The 22,093-nt window shown below is 63.6% G+C and carries 29 protein-coding genes; 17 read left to right on the top strand and 12 right to left on the bottom strand.

Annotated features, from left to right (window positions below; genetic code table 11):
* The first annotated feature begins 44 nt into the window (after nt 1-44).
* Genes flaF through RID11_RS10290 form a run of 3 tightly spaced genes read left to right on the top strand, consistent with a single transcriptional unit; the run spans nt 45 to nt 1,659 of the window.
* Nucleotides 45-455: a flagellar biosynthesis regulator FlaF gene (flaF, locus tag RID11_RS10300; protein ID WP_350138565.1), complete on the top strand. Its 411-nt coding sequence runs from the start codon at nt 45-47 to the stop codon at nt 453-455.
* Nucleotides 452-859, top strand: a complete 408-nt coding sequence (gene flbT, locus RID11_RS10295; RefSeq protein ID WP_350138563.1) for a flagellar biosynthesis repressor FlbT — start codon at nt 452-454, stop codon at nt 857-859. Before flaF ends, flbT begins: the two co-directional genes overlap by 4 nt.
* Complete coding sequence (locus tag RID11_RS10290) at nt 856-1,659, top strand: DUF1217 domain-containing protein (RefSeq protein ID WP_350138561.1); 804 nt, start codon at nt 856-858, stop codon at nt 1,657-1,659. The genes flbT and RID11_RS10290 overlap by 4 nt, the downstream gene beginning before the upstream one ends.
* Before the next feature lie 79 nt (nt 1,660-1,738).
* Here RID11_RS10290 and RID11_RS10285 read toward each other — a convergent pair whose 3' ends face one another.
* Complete coding sequence (locus RID11_RS10285) at nt 1,739-3,121, bottom strand: FliI/YscN family ATPase (protein WP_350138559.1); 1,383 nt, start codon at nt 3,119-3,121, stop codon at nt 1,739-1,741.
* A gap of 59 nt (nt 3,122-3,180) precedes the next feature.
* On the opposite strand from RID11_RS10285, the gene RID11_RS10280 reads away from it, so the two are divergent.
* Genes RID11_RS10280 through RID11_RS10240 form a run of 9 tightly spaced genes read left to right on the top strand, consistent with a single transcriptional unit; the run spans nt 3,181 to nt 7,780 of the window.
* Nucleotides 3,181-3,597, top strand: coding sequence for a FlgB family protein (locus RID11_RS10280; RefSeq protein ID WP_350138556.1), 417 nt, complete (start codon nt 3,181-3,183; stop codon nt 3,595-3,597).
* A gap of 11 nt (nt 3,598-3,608) precedes the next feature.
* Nucleotides 3,609-4,001 (top strand): flagellar basal body rod protein FlgC, encoded by a 393-nt coding sequence (gene flgC / locus RID11_RS10275; RefSeq protein WP_350138554.1) that lies wholly within the window; start codon nt 3,609-3,611, stop codon nt 3,999-4,001.
* Between the two features lie 21 nt (nt 4,002-4,022).
* Nucleotides 4,023-4,304, top strand: coding sequence for a flagellar hook-basal body complex protein FliE (gene fliE, locus RID11_RS10270; RefSeq protein WP_350138551.1), 282 nt, complete (start codon nt 4,023-4,025; stop codon nt 4,302-4,304).
* A gap of 4 nt (nt 4,305-4,308) precedes the next feature.
* Entirely contained in the window at nt 4,309-4,578 is a 270-nt protein-coding gene (locus RID11_RS10265; RefSeq protein ID WP_350138549.1) for a flagellar biosynthetic protein FliQ, read from the top strand.
* A 2-nt stretch (nt 4,579-4,580) separates the two neighbouring features.
* A complete protein-coding gene (locus RID11_RS10260; RefSeq protein ID WP_350138547.1) occupies nt 4,581-5,294 on the top strand; it encodes a flagellar hook-basal body complex protein in 714 nt (237 codons plus the stop codon).
* Nucleotides 5,295-5,313: 19 nt separating this feature from the next.
* Nucleotides 5,314-6,099 (top strand): flagellar basal-body rod protein FlgG, encoded by a 786-nt coding sequence (gene flgG / locus RID11_RS10255; RefSeq protein WP_350138545.1) that lies wholly within the window; start codon nt 5,314-5,316, stop codon nt 6,097-6,099.
* On the top strand, nt 6,099-6,512 hold the full coding sequence (gene flgA / locus RID11_RS10250) for a flagellar basal body P-ring formation chaperone FlgA (RefSeq protein ID WP_350138542.1): 414 nt from the start codon (nt 6,099-6,101) through the stop codon (nt 6,510-6,512). The genes flgG and flgA overlap by 1 nt, the downstream gene beginning before the upstream one ends.
* Nucleotides 6,513-6,529: 17 nt before the next feature.
* The gene (gene flgH, locus RID11_RS10245; RefSeq protein WP_350138540.1) at nt 6,530-7,264 is read left to right on the top strand and encodes a flagellar basal body L-ring protein FlgH; all 735 of its coding nucleotides are present in this window, start codon (nt 6,530-6,532) and stop codon (nt 7,262-7,264) included.
* 24 nt (nt 7,265-7,288) lie between these two features.
* The gene (locus RID11_RS10240) at nt 7,289-7,780 is read left to right on the top strand and encodes a flagellar basal body-associated FliL family protein (RefSeq protein ID WP_350138537.1); all 492 of its coding nucleotides are present in this window, start codon (nt 7,289-7,291) and stop codon (nt 7,778-7,780) included.
* Nucleotides 7,781-7,785: 5 nt separating this feature from the next.
* On the opposite strand, the gene RID11_RS10235 is transcribed toward RID11_RS10240, so the two are convergent.
* The 10 genes from RID11_RS10235 to RID11_RS10190 form a co-directional block, all read right to left on the bottom strand.
* Entirely contained in the window at nt 7,786-8,214 is a 429-nt protein-coding gene (locus RID11_RS10235; RefSeq protein WP_350138535.1) for a hypothetical protein, read from the bottom strand.
* Entirely contained in the window at nt 8,211-9,308 is a 1,098-nt protein-coding gene (locus RID11_RS10230; protein WP_350138533.1) for an EscU/YscU/HrcU family type III secretion system export apparatus switch protein, read from the bottom strand. The genes RID11_RS10235 and RID11_RS10230 overlap by 4 nt, the downstream gene beginning before the upstream one ends.
* The gene (locus tag RID11_RS10225; RefSeq protein ID WP_350138531.1) at nt 9,308-10,081 is read right to left on the bottom strand and encodes a flagellar biosynthetic protein FliR; all 774 of its coding nucleotides are present in this window, start codon (nt 10,079-10,081) and stop codon (nt 9,308-9,310) included. The genes RID11_RS10230 and RID11_RS10225 overlap by 1 nt, the downstream gene beginning before the upstream one ends.
* Entirely contained in the window at nt 10,078-12,159 is a 2,082-nt protein-coding gene (flhA, locus tag RID11_RS10220; protein ID WP_350138529.1) for a flagellar biosynthesis protein FlhA, read from the bottom strand. Before flhA ends, RID11_RS10225 begins: the two co-directional genes overlap by 4 nt.
* Nucleotides 12,159-12,824 carry a transglycosylase SLT domain-containing protein gene (locus RID11_RS10215; RefSeq protein WP_350138526.1) on the bottom strand — a complete coding sequence of 222 codons (666 nt, stop codon included), beginning with the start codon at nt 12,822-12,824 and terminating at the stop codon, nt 12,159-12,161. Before RID11_RS10215 ends, flhA begins: the two co-directional genes overlap by 1 nt.
* A 170-nt stretch (nt 12,825-12,994) precedes the next feature.
* Nucleotides 12,995-15,268, bottom strand: coding sequence for a hypothetical protein (locus tag RID11_RS10210; RefSeq protein ID WP_350138524.1), 2,274 nt, complete (start codon nt 15,266-15,268; stop codon nt 12,995-12,997).
* Nucleotides 15,265-16,134, bottom strand: coding sequence for a flagellar motor stator protein MotA (gene motA / locus RID11_RS10205; protein ID WP_350138521.1), 870 nt, complete (start codon nt 16,132-16,134; stop codon nt 15,265-15,267). The genes RID11_RS10210 and motA overlap by 4 nt, the downstream gene beginning before the upstream one ends.
* A 70-nt stretch (nt 16,135-16,204) precedes the next feature.
* On the bottom strand, nt 16,205-16,804 hold the full coding sequence (locus RID11_RS10200) for a MotE family protein (RefSeq protein ID WP_350138519.1): 600 nt from the start codon (nt 16,802-16,804) through the stop codon (nt 16,205-16,207).
* Complete coding sequence (locus RID11_RS10195; protein WP_350138517.1) at nt 16,801-17,187, bottom strand: hypothetical protein; 387 nt, start codon at nt 17,185-17,187, stop codon at nt 16,801-16,803. The genes RID11_RS10200 and RID11_RS10195 overlap by 4 nt, the downstream gene beginning before the upstream one ends.
* Before the next feature lie 11 nt (nt 17,188-17,198).
* A complete protein-coding gene (locus tag RID11_RS10190; protein ID WP_350138513.1) occupies nt 17,199-17,699 on the bottom strand; it encodes a flagellar basal body-associated FliL family protein in 501 nt (166 codons plus the stop codon).
* 122 nt (nt 17,700-17,821) lie between these two features.
* Here RID11_RS10190 and fliF point away from each other — a divergent pair, with 122 nt between their 5' ends.
* The 5 genes from fliF (at nt 17,822) to RID11_RS10165 (ending at nt 21,613) form a co-directional block, all read left to right on the top strand.
* Nucleotides 17,822-19,435 carry a flagellar basal-body MS-ring/collar protein FliF gene (gene fliF, locus RID11_RS10185; RefSeq protein ID WP_350138510.1) on the top strand — a complete coding sequence of 538 codons (1,614 nt, stop codon included), beginning with the start codon at nt 17,822-17,824 and terminating at the stop codon, nt 19,433-19,435.
* Nucleotides 19,435-20,022, top strand: a complete 588-nt coding sequence (locus RID11_RS10180) for a FliH/SctL family protein (RefSeq protein ID WP_350138507.1) — start codon at nt 19,435-19,437, stop codon at nt 20,020-20,022. The genes fliF and RID11_RS10180 overlap by 1 nt, the downstream gene beginning before the upstream one ends.
* Nucleotides 20,019-20,321 carry a FliM/FliN family flagellar motor switch protein gene (locus RID11_RS10175; RefSeq protein ID WP_350138504.1) on the top strand — a complete coding sequence of 101 codons (303 nt, stop codon included), beginning with the start codon at nt 20,019-20,021 and terminating at the stop codon, nt 20,319-20,321. The genes RID11_RS10180 and RID11_RS10175 overlap by 4 nt, the downstream gene beginning before the upstream one ends.
* Nucleotides 20,318-21,043 (top strand): flagellar type III secretion system pore protein FliP, encoded by a 726-nt coding sequence (gene fliP, locus RID11_RS10170; protein ID WP_350138501.1) that lies wholly within the window; start codon nt 20,318-20,320, stop codon nt 21,041-21,043. Before RID11_RS10175 ends, fliP begins: the two co-directional genes overlap by 4 nt.
* A gap of 156 nt (nt 21,044-21,199) precedes the next feature.
* Nucleotides 21,200-21,613, top strand: a complete 414-nt coding sequence (locus RID11_RS10165) for a universal stress protein (RefSeq protein WP_350138499.1) — start codon at nt 21,200-21,202, stop codon at nt 21,611-21,613.
* Here RID11_RS10165 and RID11_RS10160 read toward each other — a convergent pair.
* A complete protein-coding gene (locus tag RID11_RS10160) occupies nt 21,610-22,056 on the bottom strand; it encodes a YtoQ family protein (protein WP_350138496.1) in 447 nt (148 codons plus the stop codon). The two genes, RID11_RS10165 and RID11_RS10160, sit on opposite strands and share 4 nt — an antisense overlap.
* Nucleotides 22,057-22,093 lie beyond the last annotated feature (37 nt).

Here is a 22,093-nt window from a genome sequence, read left to right as displayed (position 1 = left end):
TGTCAGGGGTGCCGCGACGGCCCCCCTGACACTCCGCTTGCCAGATGAACAAGGATCCGTGGAAAGGACATGACGTGAACGCGACCCTACTTGCACAGACCGCCTATCGCGCCCAGGCCCGGACCATCCGAACCACGCGCGGTTTGGAGTACGACACGATGGCGCGCGTGACGCACGGGCTGAAATCCGCAATCAAGGATAAAACGGCAGGCAGCACACGACAACTCGCGACGGCGCTCCACGACAATCGCAGGCTTTGGACGATCCTCGCCGCCGACGCCGCCGACCGCGACAATCCCCTGCCTGCCGAGCTACGGGCAAGGATCGTGTATCTGGCCGAATTCACCCACCAGCACAGCAGCAAGGTTCTGCGCGACGGGGCCGATATCACCCCCCTGATCGATATCAATATCGCCGTCATGCGCGGCTTGAGCGGCACCGGACATCAATCATGAGCGGCCTGGTGCTCAAACTCGGCCCGAAAGAGCGCGTGCTGATCAATGGCGCGGTGATCGAGAATGGGGATCGACGCTCGCGTTTGTCGATCATGACCCCGGATGCCAACATCCTGCGACTGCGCGATGCCATTCATCCCGAAGAGGCGACAACACCTGTGCGCCGGGCCTGCTACGCCGCACAGCTTGTGCTGTCCGGCGATTGCGACCCCGATACCGCGCGCCATCAGCTTTTGCGGAGGATCGAGGAATTGAGCCAGGTCTTGCGCGACGTGGACAGCCGGGCGCAGCTCACCTGTGCAACCGCGGCGCTGCTTGACGATCAGCATTACCAGTGTCTCAAGGCGCTTCGCGCGTTGCTCCCCCGCGAGGCGCGATTGCTGGCACATGGCCGCGCGACATGAATTTCGAGCCGGTTCTTCCGTTGGGCGGCTTACCGGGCTGGGCCCTCCTCAATCGCACGCTAGCGCGGCAGACGGATCTTTTCAACAAATCACCGCAAATCATCAGAGATACCGACTATTTCGAACAGACCATCGGCAGCATTCGCACAGCCGAGGATCTGGTCGCCGACCGGCGCCTCATGCGGGTCGCACTCGGGGCCTTCGGATTACAGGACGACATCAACAGCCGCGCCTTCATTCGCACAATTCTGGAAGAAGGCACGGTGCGCGACGACGCGCTCGCCAACCGCTTGGCGGATGACCGCTATCGACAACTCGCCGACGCTTTCGCCTTTGCCGACCGGCCGGTTCCGCGCACGCAACTCTCCGATTTCGGCAGCCAGATCACGGCCCAGTTTCGACAGCGTGCCTTCGAAGTGGCCGTGGGGGATCAGGACGAGGCCTTGCGCCTTGCCCTGAACGTGCGGCGGGAACTGAGCGATGTGGCTGGCGATGATGCGGCCGAGGATACCCGCTGGCTGCGCATTCTCGGCAACGCACCGCTCCGGCGTGTGTTCGAGGTGGCACTTGGCTTGCCGGAGAGTTTTGCCCAACTCGACCTCGACCGACAACTCGATGAGGTCAAAAACCGGGCATCCAGGCAACTCGACATCTCAAACCTGTCCGACCTCACGGATGATGACGCCCAAGAGGCCCTGATCCGTCGTTTCCTGTTGCGCGACCAGGTGGCTGACTTCACCGCGCAATCGTCCCAGTCCATCGCCCTGACACTCCTGCAAGCCGCCCCACGCGCATTCTGAGGCGCGCCCCAGTCACGGCACGGCAAAAGCACATCATTCCCCCATCTGACACGTCGATTGCTCGAAATACCAGCGGCCCTCATTGATCGGGCGGCCACCCCTCCCCTCCCTGAGAGGCCACCGCCTTACCCCGTGTGCCACCACCGGCGCGACGCAAGATCACGGCCAGCCGGGAAAAACTGTTGCGCGCAGATCCACGCTCCGGCTCGGCCAGGAATGCGTCCAGTTCCGGCCAGATACGAATCGCCTGATCCAGGTCCGGATCACTGCCCTCGGTGTAGAGACCCGCCCGGATCATTGTTTCCGATCGCGCGTAGCTGCCCAAAAGCCGTCGCGCCTGCGACAAGAGCGCATTCTCCTCATCACTCGCCGCTGCGGGCAGGCTCCGCGACACCGAGCGAAGCAGATCTATCGCCGGATAGCGACCGCGTTCGGCAATGGCACGGTCGAGCACGACATGCCCGTCAAGCACACCGCGCAGGATATCCGCCACCGGCTCTTCCATGTCGGACCCTGCCACCAGCACCGTCAGCAGCGCCGTGATGTCCCCGGCCCCCGCCTCGCCGGGGCCCGCGCGTTCGCACAGCGACATGATGGTATGCGCGGTCGATGCGGGAAACCCGCGCAACGCGGGCATCTCGCCGGCCGCCGTGGCGATCTCTCGATGTGCCTCGGCAAAGCGGGTCACCGAATCGGCGAGGAAAAGCACATGTCGTCCCTGATCGCGAAAATGCTCGGCCACCGCCATCGCGGTCCAGGCGCAGCGGCGGCGCACAAGGGGCGACCGATCTGACGTTGCCGCCACGATCACGGCACGCGCCATCCCCTCAGACCCCAGAACCTGCCGGACGAAATCACCCAATTCGCGCCCCCGCTCACCGATCAAAGCGACCACGACAACATCGGCTTGCATGTCGCGCGCAAGATGCCCCAGCAGCATGGATTTCCCGACCCCCGATCCGGCGAACAACCCGATGCGTTGCCCCTGAACGATGGGCAAGAACGTGTTGAACACCGCCATCCCGGTTTCCAGCCGCGCCCCCAGCGCACGGCGACGGGCCGCCGGCGGCGGGGCCGCCCGAATCGTGCGACCCTGCACACCGCGCAATAGCGGTCGCCCGTCCAGCGGCTCCCCGTACGGGTCGATCACGCGCCCGATCCAATCCGCCGAGGGCGCAATGGTCGCGGCCCCCAGCAGAATCACCCGATCGCCAAGCGCCACGCCCTCCACAGTTTCCTCGGGCAGCACCAGGATGGACGACTCGTCCAGTTGCAGCACCTCGCCCGTCAGAGCCGACCCGCTGCGCGTTTGGATGCGCACACGGTCACCGAGTCGCGCCAGCGTCGACAACCCGGCAACGCGCAGCGCCCCACCCTGAACCGCCGAAACACGCCCCACTGTGTGCACCGCCCTGAGGGCCGATATTTCGGCCCGCAGGCCATCTAGCTGAGTTCGGGTCATCCGTGCGCTCCAATCATGTTCTGAAAACAATTTCTAAAGGAATCAGGGTTAAGCCTTGATTGAAGCCAATCGAGGGAGAAGCCCCGTTGTTTGAAAATCTCGACATATTTCGCATGTCGCACGCGATGGCGACCCATGCCGGGGCCAGGCAGGCGCTGGTGGCGCAGAACATGGCGAATGCTGACACGCCGGGATATGCGGCCCGTGATCTCTCACCCTTCCAACAGCTTTATCGGCACGACGGTTCCCCGCTTCTGCCGCACGCGACCCGGGCCAGCCATCTCTTTGGACAGGGCAATCCCGTCGCGTTCGAGCCGCACCTCGACACCGGGGCACAAAGCGATCCGAACGGCAATTCCATATCCATCGAAACCGAAATGCTGCGCGCCGTCGATGTGAAGCGCCAGCACGACCGCGCCATCGCGATCTATCGGTCATCACTGACGGTTCTGCGCACTGCGCTTGGACGTGGATAAGGGGAAACACCGTGAACGATTTTTCCAATGCGCTCTCGGTTTCGGCCAGCGGGCTACGGGCCCAGGCACAAAGGCTCAGCCATGTCTCAGAGAACATCGCCAATGCCGACACACCCGGATATCGGCGCAAGGTCGTGGCCTTCGAGACCGAACTCCGCGGCCCACGCGCGACCGGAGAGGTCGCAACCGGCCCGGTCCGCCTCGACCGCAGCGACCTGTCGCGCATCTACGAACCCGGCCACCCGCTCGCTGATGCGACGGGCCATTTCAATGGCTCCAATGTCGATCTGATGATCGAAATCGCCGACGCACGCGAGGCACAACGCAGCTACGAGGCCAATCTCAAGATGTTCGATCAGGCGCGACAGATGTCGTCACGGCTCATGGAACTGCTCCGCAGATAAACCGCTCAAAGGAGATCCAGAATGGATATCACAACGCTCAACGCCACCGAACGCTACGCAGCCTTCAAACCCGCGACCGAACCAAAAGGCACTGAGGGCGGCGCGTTTCAAACCCTTGCCCAGGATTTCGCCGCGACCCTGCGCGCCGGAGAAAAGACCGCAACGACGGCGATGACCGGCGGCGCCGACCCGCATGCTCTGGTCCAGGCGCTCGCCCAGACCGAACTCGCGGTCGAGGCCGCGGTGACGGTGCGCGACCGCGTGGTCGAGGCCTATCAGGAAATCCTTCGCATGCCGGTCTGAGGCAATGCTGGATGAGGTGCTCTTTTTCGACACCCTGCGCGAAGGGCTTTGGGTCTCGGTGATCATATCCTTCCCGATCCTCGCCGTGGCGCTGATCGCGGGGCTGATCGTCGGACTGTTCCAGGCACTCACCTCGATCCAGGAACTCACCCTCACCTTCGTGCCAAAACTCGGGGCCATCATCGTCGTCTTCTGGCTGACGATGGGCTTCATGACCCAAACGCTGGTGGCGTTCTTTCAGGACCGGCTCGTGCCGCTGATCACAGGAGGTTAGATATGGAAGTCGCAGGCTATACCACCCTGACCCGTCAATCGGGCCTGTTGCGCGAAATGCAACTGGTCGCCAACAACATCGCCAACGCCGCCACCACCGGTTATCGACAGGAAGGGCTGATCTTTTCCGAACATGTCAGCCGCACCGGCGATGGTGGCTCGGTATCGATGGCATATGGCAACGCGCGCAACATCTCCGGCCTGCAGGGGCCTCTCAACCAAACGGGCGGCACGCTCGACCTGGCGATCGAGGGCGACGGGTTCTTTCTCATCGAAACCCCGGCCGGCGAGCGGCTCACCCGTGCCGGGGCCTTCTCGCTCTCGGCCGCAGGCGACCTGGTCACGCCTGACGGCTTTCGCGTGCTCGACGCTGGTGGCGCGCCGGTTTTCATCCCGCCGGATGCAACAGATTTCGGACTGTCCCCCGATGGCACCCTCAGCAGCGGTGGCCGCCCACTGGCACAGATCGGGCTCGTGCAGCCCGCCGAAGGCACCACTCTGATGCGCGAGGACGGTGTGATGTTCCGGGCCGAAGGCGGATTTGTCCCGCAAGAGAACGCCCGCATTCTTCAAGGATTTCTCGAAGGCTCCAACGTCGACCCCATCGGCCAGATCGCCCGTATGATCGAGGTGCAGCGCGCCTACGAGATGGGTCAGAGCTTTCTCGAGGCCGAAAACGAGCGGGTGATGACCGCGCTCGACACATTCACCCGCTAGACCCGGAAAGGAGACCGACATGCGTGTTCTCAAGATCGCCGCGACCGGCATGGCCGCCCAGCAGATGCGGGTGGAGACGATTTCAAACAATCTCGCCAACATGTCGACCACCGGCTACAACGCGCGCCGCGCCGAATTCGCCGATCTGCATTATCAGCAACTCGCGCGCGCGGGCACGATCAACGCCGCCGATGGCACGGTGCTTCCGACCGGGGTGCAACTCGGGCTCGGCGTGCGGCCCTCGGCGATTTCGGTCAATCTCGCCCAGGGCTCGCTCAGCGCCACCAATGGCGATCTCGATCTGGCCATAGACGGCAGCGGCTATCTCGAGGTCACGCTGCCCTCGGGCCAGTCCGCCTATACCCGCGACGGGGCCCTCAAACGCTCTGCCGAGGGGCTGATCGTCAATTCCGAGGGCTTTCCCGTGGCCCCCGAAGTCACGATCCCCGAGGATGCACGCAGCATCTCGATCAATGCCGAGGGCGAGGTGTTCGCCTTCTTTCAGGACACCGCCGAGGCGCAATCCATCGGGCAACTCAACCTCGTCGGCTTCAGCAATGCCAAGGGGCTCGAGGCGATCGGCAGCAATCTCTTCGTCGAGACAGAGGCCTCGGGTGCACCCAATGTGACCACCGCCGGTCAGGACGGGCTCGGCACGCTGCGGCAAGGCTATCTGGAGGACAGCTCCGTCGACCCCGTGCGCGAGATCACCGAGCTTATCGAGGCACAGCGCGGCTATGAGCTTAACGCCAAGGTGATCACCGCCGCCGACCAGATGCTCAGCGCAACGACACAGGTACGGTGATGAAAACGCCCGTGCTCGCTCTCACGCTCCTCGCCGCGCCCGCTTTCGCCGATGTGATCGTGCCCACCCGCACGATCCGCGCGCAAGAGATCATCAGCCCCGGTGATCTTCTGCTCAAACCCGGCGACACTGGCGGATCGCCCAGGCTAAGCGACCTCATTGGCAAGGAAGCCCGGGTCGCACTCTACCCAGGTCGGGCCGTTCAGGCGCATCATGTCGGCCCGCCCACCCTGATCGAACGCAACCAGATCGTGCCACTCATCTATCTGCGTGGCGGCTTGCAGATCATGACAGAGGGCCGCGCGCTCGACCGGGCAGGCGCAGGCGATTACCTGCGCGTGATGAACCTCGCCTCACGCGCAACGATCACCGGACGCGTTGGCAAGGATGGCCGGATCGAGGTGTCGCAATGAAGGCGCAGGGGCTGACAATGGTCAAACTTGGCAAGATATCTCTCGTTGCGATCACCTGCGCCGCCGCGGCCTGCGGACGGATCGACCACATCGGTAAACCGCCCAGTTTCACGCCAACCATGAACTCGAACGAGCAAGTCGCGATGCTCGACCCCGGTCTGCCGCTGCAAGCCACCGACAGCACCCCTTTCGGACGCGCCTCACTCTGGAGCGGCGGGCGGCAATCGCTCTTGGGTGACCGCCGCGCCGCCAAACGCGGCGACATAATGACCGTGGTGATCGAGATCGACGAAGAGGCGGAGATCTCGAACTCCACCGCGCGGTCTCGCAACGGCTCCGAGACACTTGCGATACCTGACCTGTTTGGCCTGCCCCAACGTGTGAACCCGAACCTTCCCGAGGGGGCGAGCCTCGACCGGGCTGTCGGCATAAACTCCAGCGGTCAGTCGGGCGGTGACGGCTCGGTCAGCCGCAGCGAGGAACTGACCCTGCGGGTCGCGGCGACGGTGATGCAGGTGCTGCCCAACGGCGTGCTTGAAATCCAGGGCTCTCAGGAAGTGCGGGTGAACTTTGAGCTGCGCGAACTTCTCGTGACCGGCTTCGTGCGCCCCGAAGACATCTCGCGGCAGAATGAGATCACCTATGACAAGATCGCGGCGGCGCGCATTTCCTATGGTGGGCGCGGTCAGATCACCGACGTTCAGCAACCCCGGATCGGCCAGCAGGTGCTGGATGCGATCCTGCCATTCTGAGGCGACACTGATGGAGGCACGCATATGATCCGCAAACTGGTACCGGTGATCCTGGCCGTTCTGGGCACCGGCAGCGGCGTCGCGGCCGGGCTGATGCTCCGCCCGGCCGCGGTGGCGGATATGCCGACACCAGAGACCATAACAGCCGAAATGCCCTCCGAAGGTGCCCAGGACACCACGAAAGACACCGGAAATACCGAGTTCGTCAAGCTCAACAACCAGTTCGTGGTGCCAGTCGTCACCCGTGACCGGGTCAGTGCGATGGTGGTCATGTCGCTCAGCATCGAAATCGCACAGGGCAATTCAGAGATCGTCTACACCCGAGAGCCCAAGCTGCGCGACGGCTTTCTCCAGGTGCTATTCGATCATGCGAATCTCGGCGGCTTCGAGGGTGAATTCACCAATGCCAACAACATGGATGTCCTGCGCATGTCCCTGCGAGACGTGGCGACCCTCGTCCTTGGCGATGCCGCCCGGGGGGTCTTGATCACCGAGATTGCACGGCAGGATGTCTGACCCGCTCAGCGCCGTTGCAACCGATCCAGAAGCGCGATCTGCGCAAGCGCTGTCTCGGTCCGGGCCATGTGTTGCCGCCGCTGGTCCGCACGCTCTTGGGCCATGATCCGCGCGACCACCTGCGACTTGCCGAACGCGCGGCGCAACTTCCGGATCATCTGCCCCTTGGTGCCAAGCACCCGCGCCAGTTCCGACTGAAGCTCTGCCTTGTTGCGCCCCACCCAGGATCGCCAGAGAATGTCTCCCCCGATCTGGCGCAGACCACCGAGGTCCGCCCCCACCAACCCTAGATTGGCCTCGTGATGCGCCGCGAGCCGGGCAATGGCGGCACGAATTCGGTTCTCCTCGCGCAGAATGTCCTGCATGCGCGCAAGCTCGATTTGATAAAGCGCATCCGTGACCCTGCCGAGATCATCGAGCACGTCGTCCCTCATCCGAACCTCCCGGCCTTGCGCCGCATCGCATCGGCAAAACGGATCGCCGCCGCCACGGCACGATATTGCGCCGGGTCGATCTCGGCGCCGATATCGGTTCCCGCATGCAGGGCACGCGCCGTGGGCGGATCACTATGCACCGGCACGCCATGCCCATGGGCCAGTTCGCGGATCGCCCGTGCCATGTGATCGACACCCTTGGCAACACAGACAGGGGCCGAACCGGGTGCCCGGCTCCACGTCAGCGCGACCGCGTAATGCGTTGGGTTGACGATCACCACATCCGCCTTCGGCACCTCCGCCATCATCTGGCTGGCCGCGATCTCCATACCCTTCTGGCGGCGCTGCTGCTTCATGTGCGGATCGCCCTCATTTTTCTTGTGCTCGTCGCGCACCTCCTTGTGCGACATCATCTGCCGACGACGGTGATCGTACTGCTGCCAGAGGAAATCCACAGCCCCGATGGCGAGCGCGATCAGTAAAACAACGAACAGGAACTCCAGCGTCATCCGCGCCATGAGCGCGCCGATAATGCGCGGCTCACCATGCACAGACCCCGCCATTTCAGGCAGCCGCCACGTCAGATAGGCCCCGAGCAGAGCACAGTAGAGCAAGAGCTTGACCGCGCTCTTGGCGAATTCGAATAAACCGGTCGGCCCGTATTTGTTCTTTGCATTCTCGACCGGGTTGATGCGCGACAGCTTCGGCTCGAGCTTGGAGGGTGCCACCACAAGGCTCCGCTGTGCGAGCACGGCAAGAAGCGCCATTGCACCGGGCAGCAGGAACCAGACCATCAAGCCAAGCGCAAGCGCGCCCATCACCCCGCCAAGAGCCGCGCCCCCACCCCCGCCATCAACCGCGAAAACCTGTCTCGCGAAATCGGCAGGGTGGTCCAGGAACCCCATGAGCGCCGAGCTGACATCACGGATCGAGCCCGCCCCGGCCGCGAGCGCCGCCAACAGGAACCCGCCATAAGAGCCAGCGGTAGTGAGATCGGCCGAGCGCGCCAATTCACCCTTCTTGCGCGCCTCATCAAGCTTGTGCTGCGTCGGCTCGTGGGTCTTGTCCGCATCGTCGTCCTGCGCACCGGCCATCACTCGACCACCACAGGGTTAAGCAGATAGCCGTGCAGCGCCTCGACCCAGATGGTCAGCATGGTCGGCGCCAGCAGCATCAACAGCAACAGTCCCGCCCCGGTGATCGCCGGGGCCCCAACAAAGACCACCATGAGCTGCGGCATGGCGCGATTGATGATGCCAAGCGTCAGGTTATAGAGCATTGAGGCGATCACGAAGGGTGCCGCAAGCGTAAAGGCAAAGCCAAAGGCATGCGCTACGCGCGCAATCCCCCATTGCGCAACATCCGGTGCCGACAGCCCCTGCGCCAGCGGAAAGATCCGGTAACTCAGCACCGCCATTTCCGCCAATCGCACATGCAGATCCAGGATCATCGCCAGTGCAATCGCCCCGGTCACGAGGATGTGCCCCATGGCCGGCAGCGGGGTGATGCTGGCATTGCCAAGGATCTGTGCAAGCGACGTCGATTGCGCAGCGATCGAGCCCGCCGTCTGTAACGCCAGCATGAACAGCCGCAGGCCGATCCCCAGCAGCAGACCGACACCGGTCTCACTCAGAACCAGCCGCGCCAGCGGCAGGGGGCGCGCCGCCTGCACCGCGACATCCGGCGCGATGGCCGGGGCTACGATCACCGTGAACGCAATCGCGATACCCAGCTTGATCCGCATCGGCACCGCCTGCTCGCCAAAGCCCGGAAAGAGCGCGATGATCGGGGCCACGCGCAGAAACACTACGAAATGCAGCCAGAGCACGGTCTGCGCCGCGGCAAGAAGATCGAGCATCCCTGTCATGCCGCCACAACGCCGACAAGCGCCGGTTTCGCATCAAGGCCGATCTCCTCGAATGACAGGACCGGCGCCTGAATATGCCGCGCCGAAAGCGCCGTGCGCAAAAACCGCCGTCGCAGGGTCGATGTGACCACCGCAGGCGAGATACCCTGCTCTGCGGCCCGATTGACCTCTGCCGCAACCGCATCGGTGAGCGTGTTGAAAAGCTCGGGAGGCAAGGCCACGTCGCGCCGTCCCTTGTCACCGTCGATCTGGTAGCTTGCAAAGGTATCCTCCCATTCCGGCGCCAGCTGGATCAGCGGCAAAGACCCATCAGGCCGCTGCAATTCGGCCACCAGCTGAAAGCCGAGTCGTTGCCGGACATGTTCACAAATCGCCTCCGGCGTGGGCAGAGTCTGCCGCCCCTCCGCCGCAGCCTCGATGATCAGCGGCAGGTTCCGGATCGACACCTGTTCCGCTAGCAAGAGACGCAGCACTGCATGCAAAAGATCCGGCGTCACACGGTCCGGGATCATTTCCTCCAGCAGCTTGCGATTGGCCTCGGCCCGGGGGCGGTCGCTGAGATTGACCATCTCATCGAGCAGTCGGCGCATTGCCTTCATGGTCAGAAGCCGACTTAGATTGCGGCGGATCACCTCCAGCAGATGCGTCGCTAGCACCTCGGTCGGGGCGACGACCGTGACCCCGTCAAGCGCCGCCTCGTCCTGATGGCCGGCGGCGATCCAGCGGGCGGGCGCGCCGTACACCGGCTCGGTCACGGTGTCACCGGGCGGCAGCGCCGGATGATGATCGGGGTCGAGCGCAAGCACGTGGTCGTTGCGCAGGCGCGCGCGCGCGTGCTCGACACCCTGCACCCGGATCACATAGCTGCCGGGCGGCAGACCGGGCTCGTCCGTCAGCCGGATTTCGGGCAGGATCAGCCCGAAACTCGTCGCCGCGTAGCGCCGCATATTCGCAATCCGCGCGTCGATGCCTACCCCCGGATCGAGCACCATGTTGACCAGATCAGGGGCGAATTCGACGTGGATGTCATCCAGTTCCAGGATGTCGCCCATGGATTTCTCCGGTGGCGCGGTCTGCGTCTCGGCCTCGCTCACCGGCGCAGTCTCCTGCCGACGCAGGCTCATGACCGCAACAGCGCCCAGGCCAAGCCCCCCCAGCATGAACGGCAAGAACGGCAACCCCGGCACAAGCGCAAAGAGCGCCATCAAAAACGCCACGGTGCCAAGTGCCGCAGGGTGCCGCCCCAGTTGCACCGAAATCGCCATGTCGGTCGCGCCCAGATTGCCACCCCGGGCCAGCAAGAGCGCCGAGGCGATCGAGATGACGACCGCCGGGATTTGCGTGACAAGCCCATCCCCCACTGTAAGAATTGTATAGGTTTCAAAGGCCTGTCCAAGCGGCATGTCATGGACAACCGTGCCCATGATCAACCCCATGACCAGGTTGAGCAGGGTGATCAAAAGCCCTGCCACCGCATCACCCTTGACGAATTTCGACGCCCCGTCGAGCGACCCGAAAAACGTAGTTTCCTGCTGTTCCCGTTCCCGCCGTTCGCGCGCTTCTTCATGGGTGATCGCACCGGCGGACATGTCGCTGTCGATAGCCAGTTGCTTGCCCGGCATGCCATCGAGGGCAAAGCGCGCGCCCACCTCGGCCATGCGGGCCGCCCCCTTGGTGATCACCATGAAATTGACGATCAGCAGAACACCAAAGACCACGAGCCCGAGAAAAACACTGCCCCCCATGATGAAATTGGCAAACCCCTCGATCACCTCACCCGCCGCATCGGTGCCGGTATGGCCCTGCCCGATAATCAGTTTGGTCGAGGACACGTTGAGCGAAAGCCGGAGCACGAGAGAGGCAAGCAGGATCGTCGGGAACGCCGAGAAGTCGAGGGGCCGGTCAATGAAGAGCGTGATGGTGAAAATGAGAATCGCAAGCGCGAAAGAGGCCGCAAGCCCGACATCGAGAACCCAGGGGGGCATCGGCAGGATCATCATCACGATGATCGCCATGAGCGCCAGCGCAAGCAGCACCGTCGGCTGAAACACATGGCGTGCGGCAAGTCCTCCCTTCATCACCGGGAGCCGTCCATCGCGATGAGCGGCGATCGTGCGCCCTGAGAGAGCGGCACGAGAGATCCCGCGCTGCCGCGCGGTCCCGCGCCGTTCAGAAAGGGGTATGGGTTCGGACCTGAGGCATCCCGGCGCGGCACCGGATCGGTATAGGCACCTTTGGTCGACACGACAGGGCCATCGTCAAGGCGCGCGAGAACCCGGTCGAACCGGGCCCGGTATTTCCGCGCATAGCCGGGCGTCCGCGAATGATAGCTGCCTGCGGCGACCGACCAATCCCCGCTTTCCGCATGCAGGTCCCCAAGGAACCGCGCCGCGTAGCGGGCATTCTCGACAGGATCGAACATCTGGTCGATCGAGCGGAACGCCGCGCCGTGCCATTTATAGTTGATCTGGAAACAGCCGACGTCAAAGCTGCGCGCGCCGCGCCGGAATTCCTTGTAGACAAACGCCCGTGCCGCATCCGCTGTGTCGAACCAATAGCCCTTGCCTTCCATGTTGACGGTCCAGGGCCAGGGCTCCACCCGACCATTGCGGCTGCGCCCGGTTTCCGTCCGCGTGATGGCCCGCAAGACGGACAGCGGCACCTGCATCTCACGCGCGGCATGCTCTGCGGCCAGATCACAAACCGAGGCCGCGCGGGCATGGTCTGCGAACAAGCAGGCCATGAGCCCGAGACCGACAGCCTTGCCCCAGGCTCGAAAATCTCTGCTCGGGCACAGTCGCGCAAGACGCCCTCGTTTTTGCATGTCTGGCCCTTTCTGGGTCACGGCTTACAGGGTTCGACATCATCGTTACGGTCAGGGCGTTGAGATTCGGTAACCACGCTCGCGACGGTTTAGCCCTCGGGGACAGACGGGGCCGGACGGGTCTCCAGCAGGCGCTCCAGCGAGCGCCGCGCCGCACTCGCCTGATCGAGCAGAAAACGCGACCGTTCCAGGGTAACATCGTCAGCCACAGCCGGCTTGACCGTCGCTTGCCGCAGCACATCGCCGACATCGCGCAAGACCGGGTCAGCCACCATCGAGAGAGCAACAGGATCACTGGCAAAGAGAGCGGCCCGCGCCGCCGCGTCTTTTTTCCCGGCCTCGTCATAAAGACCGCGCGCGGTTGCGTGGTCGCCCGCAAGGCTACGCGCCCGCGCGCGCAATACATTGACGTCTTGCCCATCAAGTCCGAGAATTTCCACCTCTGCCTGACGCGGCCGCTCCTGCACAAGGGCGATCTCGGCGCGCAAGATGCGCGAGGCACGCTCGCCATGGCCCTCCAGCCCGGGCTCCACGTAGCGATAGGCGTGCCCGGCAAACCCGGCTTGCAGCAACCTGCGTGCGATCGCGCGTGAGAGAGATGGCGCGAACAGCTGCGCACGGCCAAACCGCTCGGATATCGCGTGACGCAGGAATGTCACATCATCGGCATTGCGCGTTATCTGACGCATGAGGATTTCGGCAATGTTTTCTGTGTGGCCGGGGTCAAGATCGATACCAAGCCGGTCGAACTCGGCAATCGCCTGGGCATGGGCGCCAGACGCCGCAAGCGCGGCCAGATAGGCCCGCGTCATCCGGTGACCAAGCGGCGTACTCCGATATTCATAGGCATAGGCCCCGGCCAGTTCCGCCATGTCAAAAGGAACGGGCGCATCCTTCGCCAGCAACTGTTCGATCAGCTGCACGACCGCCTCGGCAGAGGCCGTGGAATTGCCCGCGACCGCGATGTCAAGCTCGGAGCGGGCCGTCGCCTGATCCTGGTCCATCGTCGCAAGCTCTGCCCGCACCAAGGCCACGTCTGGCGTATCCACGCGCCCCGCACGCTCGATCATCCGCACGATCGCATCCGATGTATCGCTATGCCCCGCCTGCAACAAGCGACGCGCCAGAACCGGGCCAAGCGCGCGGCGCAGCCCTTCGGGAAGCGCAGCAAAGGCCCGCAACAAGGCCTTGTGGTCAAAGACCAGATCCTGCGGAAGCGTCACCATCGACAGCACCGCCCATAAAACCGCAGGCCCCTCGCACGCGACCGCCCGCAAGAGCAGCGGGTGCGGCCCATCACGGTCCTGATCCACGATATGTGCGATCTCTCGCAGAATGTCGCGCTGCGCGTCGGCAACGTCACCCAAGGCAAGTACCTGACGTGCCTCGGCCCCGAAACCGTGGTGCAGATAGAGCCGCGCCAACTGCAAGGCAACACCCTTGTCCGGGCGATCGAACTCCCCGATCAACTGCCGGTTAAGACGACCAAGCTCCTCGTGAAACGGGCCCTCGCCTGCCCAGGCCGACAGGTCGACCCAGTCTTCCGGCGGGCAATGCGCCTGGCCTGACGACACGGCAGATTGTGACCGCAGCGGGACAAGTTCACGGTCGATGCTGCTCTGGGCACGCATGTTGATATGACCGGCATGCTGCGGCAAGACAGCCTCCGGTTCCGGCGCTGATGGGGCGTTGGTCTCGCGCGCCTCGCGCGTATCCCCTGCGGGGTCTGGAGTGGCGGGGGTCGCCCGTTTCATGCGCGCAGGCGTCAACAGCCCCTGGCTCGCCGCACGGCCAAGTTGCTCCAGCAGCGCAGCACGAACGGCGGAAAGATCCGGCGCCCCCCGAGGCACTGTCGGAGTATCCACAATTTCGGCCACCTTATAACCTCCGAACGCGAGCGTCGCATCCGGCCGCCTTGCCAGAGGCATCCGCGCAAAAGATCGCGGCACGACCCCACCAGGCAAGACCAGCGGTCTGGGTTTCGGGCGTGCCATGGTCTCTGGCTTCGGTCCGGGCTTGGGGACAATGTCCAGAACCAGCATCCGCGCACCGTGCCAGAAGGCGCGCATTTCGCAGGCGCAGGCGAACTCCAGCTCCAGCCGTCCGTCGACAACAGAGGCCGCTCGCAGCCTGTCGCGTGAAATCCGCTCGAACACAGCATCGAGGTCAAGCGCGAGCGGCGGCCCGGCAAAGCTGATCGAGGCCCCCCCGTCATGCGGAACAAGCCGCCAGTCGATGCGGGCCGGCATGTCGAGCACAAGCCGCGTGAATCCCTCATGCGCCCCAGAGCGCACAACAACCGCCTGCGCCGTGGCGCAGACCGGCAGCAAGAGCATCAGAACGGCAAGAAGGATACGGATCATGCGGCATCCTGCTTCGCGCTCTTCAACGCGTCTTCGAGATCACCAAAGCTGGGACGATTATGTTGCGGCGTGTTCTGACGCCCGACCTCTATACAGATATTGGCGGCGTGATTGTGCAGGTTCGCCACCAGAACCTCGCGTATGAGCTTGTAGAAATGCGCATCTTCTTCCACCACATCGCGGACCTTGGCGGCGAATGGCCCGACAAGTCCGTAGGACAGAAACACCCCGAGAAACGTCCCGACAAGCGCGCCACCGATCATCTTGCCCAGAATCTCAGGCGGCTGGTCGATCGAGGCCATGGTCTTGATCACCCCCAGAACCGCCGCCACGATGCCAAGCGCCGGAAGCCCGTCTGCCATGGTCTGCAAGGCATGGCTCGAATGCAGGGCGTGATGCTGACTGGCCTCCATGCGCTTTTCAAGCACCTCTTCCACCTGGTGCGGGTCGTCGTAATTCATCGACGCCGAGCGCAGAGTGTCACCGATCAGCGCCACCGCTTCCTTGTCGGCCAGAATGCGCGGGTACTTGGCAAAGATCGCGGATTGCCCGGGATCCTCGATATGTTCCTCAATCGCCACGGGATTCTGCCGCGCGAGGCGGATCAGCGTGAAGAGCAGACAGAGCAGATCGCGATAATCATCAGACTTCCATTTCGGGCCCTTGAACACCTTACCGATATCCTTGAGCGTGTGCTTGATCGCTGCCGCGTCATTGCTGATCAGGAACGCCCCGATCGCCGCACCACCGATCATCATCATCTCGAACGGCAGCGCATGCAGGATGATGCCAATCTTTCCCCCGGCGGCCAGGTAACCGCCGAACACCATCACGAAAATCACCAAAATCCCAATGATACCGATCATCGACTTCTCCGCCAGTCAGCCTGCACGCAGTCTTGCATCACCGGGTTAAGAAATGCTGAGCGCGGCCCGGTCAGTCCTGCGGCACATCGGCATTGCGGCCCGCCAGAACCACACTGAACATATGTGCGGCTTCCGGGCTAAGCCCGGCCATGATCTCTGCCGCCGCCTCGGGCCGCATCCGTCCCAAAAAGCCAGCGGCAAATCGCGGATCCATCTGCTCGAACAGGGCGGCAGCCTGTTTCGGTTTCATCGTCTCGTAGACCTTGGTGAGCCGTCCGAGATCATCCTCGGCGGCGGTTTCCGCGATTTCGAGCGTGGCGCGCAATTGCGTCTCCGCCGCCTCTAGCGCCGCGAGTTTACCGGTAATCTCCTCGTCCGCGATGCGCAGCGCCTGCATGCGGTCCGACAGCGCCACCTCGCGCGCATCGAGCCGCGCCTCACGCTCTTGCAGCGCGGTCAGCATCACCTGCAAATCCGCAGGACGTTCACAGGTCTTATCGCCATCAGGCAAGGCTGTTGCGTGCGTCATCTCGTCCGAGACGCGCGCCACCGCCTGACCGGCCCCACCACCAAGGCGGATCAAGGCCGAAGTCACCAGCAGCGCCGCGATCAACACGAGCGCGCCGCGCGCCTGTCCGCGAAGGCGGCGGCGTCGCGCGCGCACCGTCATGACACCCGCCCCGCGTCATCCGACTGCGGATGCCTGTGAAACACCGGCCCGTCCCTCGGCGCAGGCGTCATCGTGGCGGCATTGCGCGATTGCTCTTCACCGGGCAGGTCATGCATCGAGGCAACCAATAGTTCCAGCCGCTTGGCCACGCTTTCCGCCCGCTCGGTCAATCCATCGAGAGACTGCGTGGAATCACTCGCCGTAGTCTGGGCCGCGTGCAGCGTCCGGGTCAGATCATCGACCTGCGCCGACAGCACCGCAACGGCCCCCCCTACCCCTGTTTCCAGGTCGTTGAACCGGCTCAGCCGCCGCGCGAGGATATAGCAGTAAAACCCGGCCCCAAGGGCACCGGCCACCAGCAGAATATCGGCAATCAGATCCATTCCTTCCCCCTTCAGTTCAACACGAATTCCATGATCAACAGATCGTTGATCCGCCCCTCTCCAGTCACGATCTGCACCCGGCGCAACATTTGCGCGCGCAGCCGCACCAAAGCGGTGCTTTCTTCCAGATCGGCGATACTGAGCGCGCGCAGGTAGGTATTGAGCACATCAACCACGCGCGGCATGATTTGCGTCACGCGGCCTTCATGCGCGCGCCCGACCTCAAGCTCGGCCCGAAACCGCAGATGCCGCGTCTGCCCGCCCTCGGCGAGCGAGATCACCAGCGGTTCCACGGGAACAAAGACGACTTCGCTGAAATCGGCGACAGGTGCCGAAGCCGCCTCGGCATGGGCGCCCGTCTGCGGCATGCCAAACGGCAACAGCCCGGCAAAGGCGGCATAGAATCCACCACCGCCGCCTGCCAGCCCCAGAACCAGCCCGAGGATCAAGGGCAGCTTCGACCGCTTGGGCGTTTCCTGTGCATTTTTTTCAATCTCTTCGGCATCCGCCATGCTGTCATCCTCGACTTGCGACAACGCCAATATGACCGACAGAAACTAACCGATTGTTAAGTCTGATCAGCGAAAGATGAGCACATCGAACGGCAGAACGCCGCAGATCAGGAGGCAAAGAATTGCAGCAGATCGTGACCCTCTGGCAATCACTGGACATGCGCCGCCGCGTGATCGTGGGCATGGCGACGCTGGCCATGTTCTGGGCCGTTCTGGCGCTTGGCCGGATGGCGTCGGAACCAAGCCTGTCCCTGCTCTATGCCGGGCTCGAAAACGGCGCGGCGGGCGAGGTGGTTGCAGCCCTCGAACAGCGCGGTGTCGCCCACGAGGTGCGCGGCACATCGATTTTCGTCGATTCGACACAGCGCGACGCGCTGCGCATGACCCTCGCGGGCGAGGGGCTGCCGACCTCCTCCTCCCGGGGATATGAAATTCTCGACGGGCTCTCGGGCTTCGGCACCACGTCGCAGATGTTCGATGCCGCCTATTGGCGCGCCAAGGAGGGCGAGCTTGCGCGCACCATTCTGGCGCATCCCGCCATCAGCAGTGCGCGCGTCCATCTCGCCTCGACCGGCTCGAACCCGTTTCAACGCGACATCCGTCAATCCGCATCGGTCTCTATCACGGCCCAATCGGGCGGAATTACCCCCAAACACGCCCGTGCGCTGCGCTTTCTCGTCGCCTCCGCCGTGGCCGGGCTCACCCCCGAGGACGTCTCGGTGATCGACGCCGCAGGCGGGTTGATCGGCGTGGAAGAAGCCCCGGCAAACGCGCCCGATGACCGTGCCACCGCCTTGCGCGACCGGGCCGAACGCCTGCTAGAGGCGCGGGTGGGGCGCGGCAATGCCGTGGTCGAGGTCGCGCTCGAGGCGGTAACCCGCAGCGAGGCGATTCGTGAGCGACGCTTCGATCCCGAGAGCCGTGTCGCGATCAGCACCGATAGCGAGGAGACGACCAACACCTCCTCGGATCAGGGCGGTGGCGTCACCGTGGCGTCCAACCTCCCCGATGGCGACGCGGCGACAGACAACACCTCTTCCAGTCAGAACAACGAAACCCGCGAGCTCGTGAACTACGAGGTCTCGACCACCGAGCGCGAGATCACCCAAGGCCCCGGAGCGATCAAGCGGCTCAGCGTCGCGGTTCTGGTGAACGGCATTTCCACGCCCGACGCCACCGACGGGCCGACCTTCACACCGCGCCCGCAAGATGAACTCGACGCCCTACGCGAGCTCGTGGCCTCGGCTGTCGGCCTCAATCCCGAGCGTGGTGATGTCCTGACCATCAAGACCATGCAATTCGAGCAGCAAGAGCCTTCGGGCACGCTCGCCGCACCCGGTCTTCTGGACCGGCTCGCGATCGACACCATGTCGCTGGTGCAGGCCGCAGTTCTCGCCGTGGTCGCGCTGATCCTCGGGCTGTTCGTGCTGCGCCCGATCCTCGCACGCCCACTGCCCCTGCCTGCCCCGCAAATCGATGCATCTGCTCGTGTCGAAAAGACACCCGATGCCACGGACCGCGCTCCACTGACCGGAGAAATCGACGACGGCGACTTCGACTCGAGCACGCTCTCATTGGTTTCCGGCGATGACAACGCCGCCGCGAACCGCGCCCAGGTGATCGGGCACACGGACGAAGACCCGGTCGGACGCCTGCGCAACATGATCGGGCACCGACAGGAAGAAACCGTGGAAATCCTGCGCAGTTGGCTCGAAGGCGAGGAGGAGAAAGCCTGATGTCCATCACCCACCTTCTGGAGGATTTCGGCGGCACGCTGCGCGGCACGCCGGTCTCGATCACCGATATCTCGCTCGAGGAAGAGCGTCTCGCCTCATTCGAGAAGGGCTATCAGGCGGGCTGGGACGATGCGGCGAAATCCCAGGCCGAAGATCAGCGCAATGTCACCGCCGATCTCGCCCAGAACCTGCAGGATCTGACCTTCACCTACGAAGAGGCCTATGCGGCCGTGCTGCAATCCCTGCACCCGCTTCTCGAACAGATGATCGCCGCCGTGCTGCCAACTCTCAGTCAGGAAACCCTTGCGCCACGATTGGCCGAGTTGCTGCGCGAGCGGGTCAAGGAGCATGGCCAACAGACGTTCGAGATCGTGACCGCACCTGACGACATGACGCGCATGGAGATCCTGACCGAGGCTCTGCCCGAGATGCAGATCGCCCTGCGCCAGGAAGACACCCTGGCGCAGGGCCAGCTTTACCTGCGCTTTGGCGACACCGAGGAAAAGATCGACCTGAAATCAGTGCTCGATGCGATTGAACAGGCGGTCTCGGGCTTCTTCGAAGAGAACAGAAAGGCAATCGCATGACCGACACAACAGCAGCACCACAACCTTCGGCGACGCCGGATCTGTCCAACCCGTTTTCTTCCGTCCCGATAGAGATCACGATCTCGGTCGGCAAGGCTCGCCCACTGATTCGCGACCTGCTCCGGCTGGGCAAGGATGCGGTCCTGCCGCTCGACCGGCGTGTCGATGACGCGGTCGAACTCTATATCGGCGAGCGTCTCATCGCGCGCGGCCAACTCGAAGAGATGGAGGGCGAACAGGCCGGTCAACTCGCCGTGCGCCTGACCGAGGTCGCCAATCTGCAAGACGGGCTCGCATGAAAGCGGCACTCGCGCTCGCGATCCCGCTGATCCTGCTGGCAGGCGGTACCGCAGCGCAGGACATTTCGATCTCACTCGGCGACGGCGGATCGATCACCACACGCACGATCCAGTTGATCACGCTCATCACGGTGCTCAGCCTTGCCCCGGGCATCGCCATCATGATCACCTGCTTTCCCTTCATCGTGACAGTCCTGTCCATCCTGCGCCAGGGCATCGGCCTGCAACAATCCCCGCCCAACATGCTGATCGTCAGCCTCGCGCTCTTTCTCACCTATTTCGTGATGGAGCCGGTCTTTACCGACGCCTGGACTAACGGTATCAGCCCCCTGATCCAAGAGACCCTGCCTCTCGATCAGGCCCTGAGCCGCGCGATCACGCCGTTCCGTGGCTTCATGTCCAACCGGCTCGATCCCGAGACCTTCGCCGCCATGGCCGCCCTGCGCCCCGACGCGGCACAAATCGCCACCGGGCCAGAGGCTCCGCTCTCGGTGCTGATCCCCAGCTTCATGCTCTCGGAAATCGCCCGCGCCTTCCAGATCGGGTTCCTGATCTTCCTGCCGTTCCTGATCATCGACCTCGTGATCGCTGCGATCCTGATGTCGATGGGCATGATGATGGTCCCGCCCGCCATCGTGTCATTGCCGTTCAAACTGGCCTTTTTCGTTATCGCCGATGGCTGGACCCTGATCGCCGACAGCCTTGTGCGCGGCTACATGTAGCAATACCGGCAAATTCGGGCCAAATTCACACGCTTCTGGGGATTTTTCCGCCACCTGTTTCGCAACCGGCCCCCAAACTGCCGCATAGATGGCATCATGAGACTGCGAATCGTTTAGGCGATGCGCTCTGGCCCACCCCGCAAAGACAGGTGCCCCATGCCTCGCACGACCCGCCTCATCCTCTGCCCCGTCAACCTCCGGCATCTCAAGGTCGATTACAACGCCTATGAAGAGGCCGTCGAAATGGCGCAGCGGCGCGGGGCCAAGCTCATCATCGCCACCGTCGCCCCTGAGATCGAGCGCAACATGAACATCTACAATTCCGATGTCTATTGGGGCGAGGAGCTCAGGAAGTTCGTGGCCGCTCACCCTGCCGAGGGGGTCGATATGGAACTGATCGTGCGCAAGGGCGCGGTCCATCGCCAGATCGTCAAGCTTGCCGATGAGCGCAATGTCGACCTGATCGTGATGGAATCCGCCAATCCCAAGGTACAGGATTACCTGCTCGGCACCACCGCGAGCCACGTGGTGACCCATGCCGAATGTTCGGTCTACGTGGTGCGCAGCTAGGCGGGCAGCGTTCCGTCCAACACGTAGCGCAGGATATCCACCACCTGCCCCGGCTCGCGCGCCACGGCGAGGGCGGCGGCATCCACCTCCTTGAGCGCGTGGTCGTGCTCGGGCGGCTGCAGGATGATCAGCGACTTGCCCAAGGCAGACGCGAAGCCCGCATCGAATGCCGCGTTCCACTGCTTGTACTTGTCACCAAAGCGAACCACCACGATATCGGCATCGGCAATCCCCTTGCGCGTACGGATCGCATTGACCATCGCGCCCTTGTGGTCGTGCCAATACTTGTCGGTCTCCTCGCCCAGGATCGTAACACCGCAATCGTCGCTCGCCGCGTGATCCGTCACAGGGGCCGAGTAGGACACCTCGAGCCCCTCCGCCCCCGCAATGATCTGCTCCCGCCAATCGGTGTGTATCTCGCCTGACAGATAGACATTCAGCATCGTTTGCTCCTTTTGCACAGTTGGGATTTGAGCACGT

The organism is Roseovarius sp., from assembly GCF_040219995.1.
In the GTDB taxonomy this organism is placed as follows: domain Bacteria; phylum Pseudomonadota; class Alphaproteobacteria; order Rhodobacterales; family Rhodobacteraceae; genus Roseovarius.
This window is presented reverse-complemented; position numbering and strand designations above follow the sequence as displayed.

Bases quoted from the DNA above. Each gene is read 5' to 3' on its own strand.
- flaF (WP_350138565.1), top strand. From the start codon at position 45: ATGAACAAGGATCCGTGGAAAGGACATGACGTGAACGCGACCCTACTT.
- flbT (WP_350138563.1), top strand. From the start codon at position 452: ATGAGCGGCCTGGTGCTCAAACTCGGCCCGAAAGAGCGCGTGCTGATC.
- RID11_RS10290 (WP_350138561.1), top strand. From the start codon at position 856: ATGAATTTCGAGCCGGTTCTTCCGTTGGGCGGCTTACCGGGCTGGGCC.
- RID11_RS10285 (WP_350138559.1), bottom strand. From the start codon at position 3,121: ATGACCCGAACTCAGCTAGATGGCCTGCGGGCCGAAATATCGGCCCTC.
- fliE (WP_350138551.1), top strand. From the start codon at position 4,023: ATGGATATCACAACGCTCAACGCCACCGAACGCTACGCAGCCTTCAAA.
- RID11_RS10265 (WP_350138549.1), top strand. From the start codon at position 4,309: ATGCTGGATGAGGTGCTCTTTTTCGACACCCTGCGCGAAGGGCTTTGG.
- RID11_RS10260 (WP_350138547.1), top strand. From the start codon at position 4,581: ATGGAAGTCGCAGGCTATACCACCCTGACCCGTCAATCGGGCCTGTTG.
- flgG (WP_350138545.1), top strand. From the start codon at position 5,314: ATGCGTGTTCTCAAGATCGCCGCGACCGGCATGGCCGCCCAGCAGATG.
- flgA (WP_350138542.1), top strand. From the start codon at position 6,099: ATGAAAACGCCCGTGCTCGCTCTCACGCTCCTCGCCGCGCCCGCTTTC.
- flgH (WP_350138540.1), top strand. From the start codon at position 6,530: ATGGTCAAACTTGGCAAGATATCTCTCGTTGCGATCACCTGCGCCGCC.
- RID11_RS10240 (WP_350138537.1), top strand. From the start codon at position 7,289: ATGATCCGCAAACTGGTACCGGTGATCCTGGCCGTTCTGGGCACCGGC.
- RID11_RS10235 (WP_350138535.1), bottom strand. From the start codon at position 8,214: ATGAGGGACGACGTGCTCGATGATCTCGGCAGGGTCACGGATGCGCTT.
- RID11_RS10230 (WP_350138533.1), bottom strand. From the start codon at position 9,308: ATGGCCGGTGCGCAGGACGACGATGCGGACAAGACCCACGAGCCGACG.
- RID11_RS10225 (WP_350138531.1), bottom strand. From the start codon at position 10,081: ATGACAGGGATGCTCGATCTTCTTGCCGCGGCGCAGACCGTGCTCTGG.
- flhA (WP_350138529.1), bottom strand. From the start codon at position 12,159: ATGAAGGGAGGACTTGCCGCACGCCATGTGTTTCAGCCGACGGTGCTG.
- RID11_RS10215 (WP_350138526.1), bottom strand. From the start codon at position 12,824: ATGGCCTGCTTGTTCGCAGACCATGCCCGCGCGGCCTCGGTTTGTGAT.
- RID11_RS10210 (WP_350138524.1), bottom strand. From the start codon at position 15,268: ATGATCCGTATCCTTCTTGCCGTTCTGATGCTCTTGCTGCCGGTCTGC.
- motA (WP_350138521.1), bottom strand. From the start codon at position 16,134: ATGATCGGTATCATTGGGATTTTGGTGATTTTCGTGATGGTGTTCGGC.
- RID11_RS10200 (WP_350138519.1), bottom strand. From the start codon at position 16,804: ATGACGGTGCGCGCGCGACGCCGCCGCCTTCGCGGACAGGCGCGCGGC.
- RID11_RS10195 (WP_350138517.1), bottom strand. From the start codon at position 17,187: ATGGATCTGATTGCCGATATTCTGCTGGTGGCCGGTGCCCTTGGGGCC.
- RID11_RS10190 (WP_350138513.1), bottom strand. From the start codon at position 17,699: ATGGCGGATGCCGAAGAGATTGAAAAAAATGCACAGGAAACGCCCAAG.
- RID11_RS10180 (WP_350138507.1), top strand. From the start codon at position 19,435: ATGTCCATCACCCACCTTCTGGAGGATTTCGGCGGCACGCTGCGCGGC.
- RID11_RS10175 (WP_350138504.1), top strand. From the start codon at position 20,019: ATGACCGACACAACAGCAGCACCACAACCTTCGGCGACGCCGGATCTG.
- fliP (WP_350138501.1), top strand. From the start codon at position 20,318: ATGAAAGCGGCACTCGCGCTCGCGATCCCGCTGATCCTGCTGGCAGGC.
- RID11_RS10165 (WP_350138499.1), top strand. From the start codon at position 21,200: ATGCCTCGCACGACCCGCCTCATCCTCTGCCCCGTCAACCTCCGGCAT.
- RID11_RS10160 (WP_350138496.1), bottom strand. From the start codon at position 22,056: ATGCTGAATGTCTATCTGTCAGGCGAGATACACACCGATTGGCGGGAG.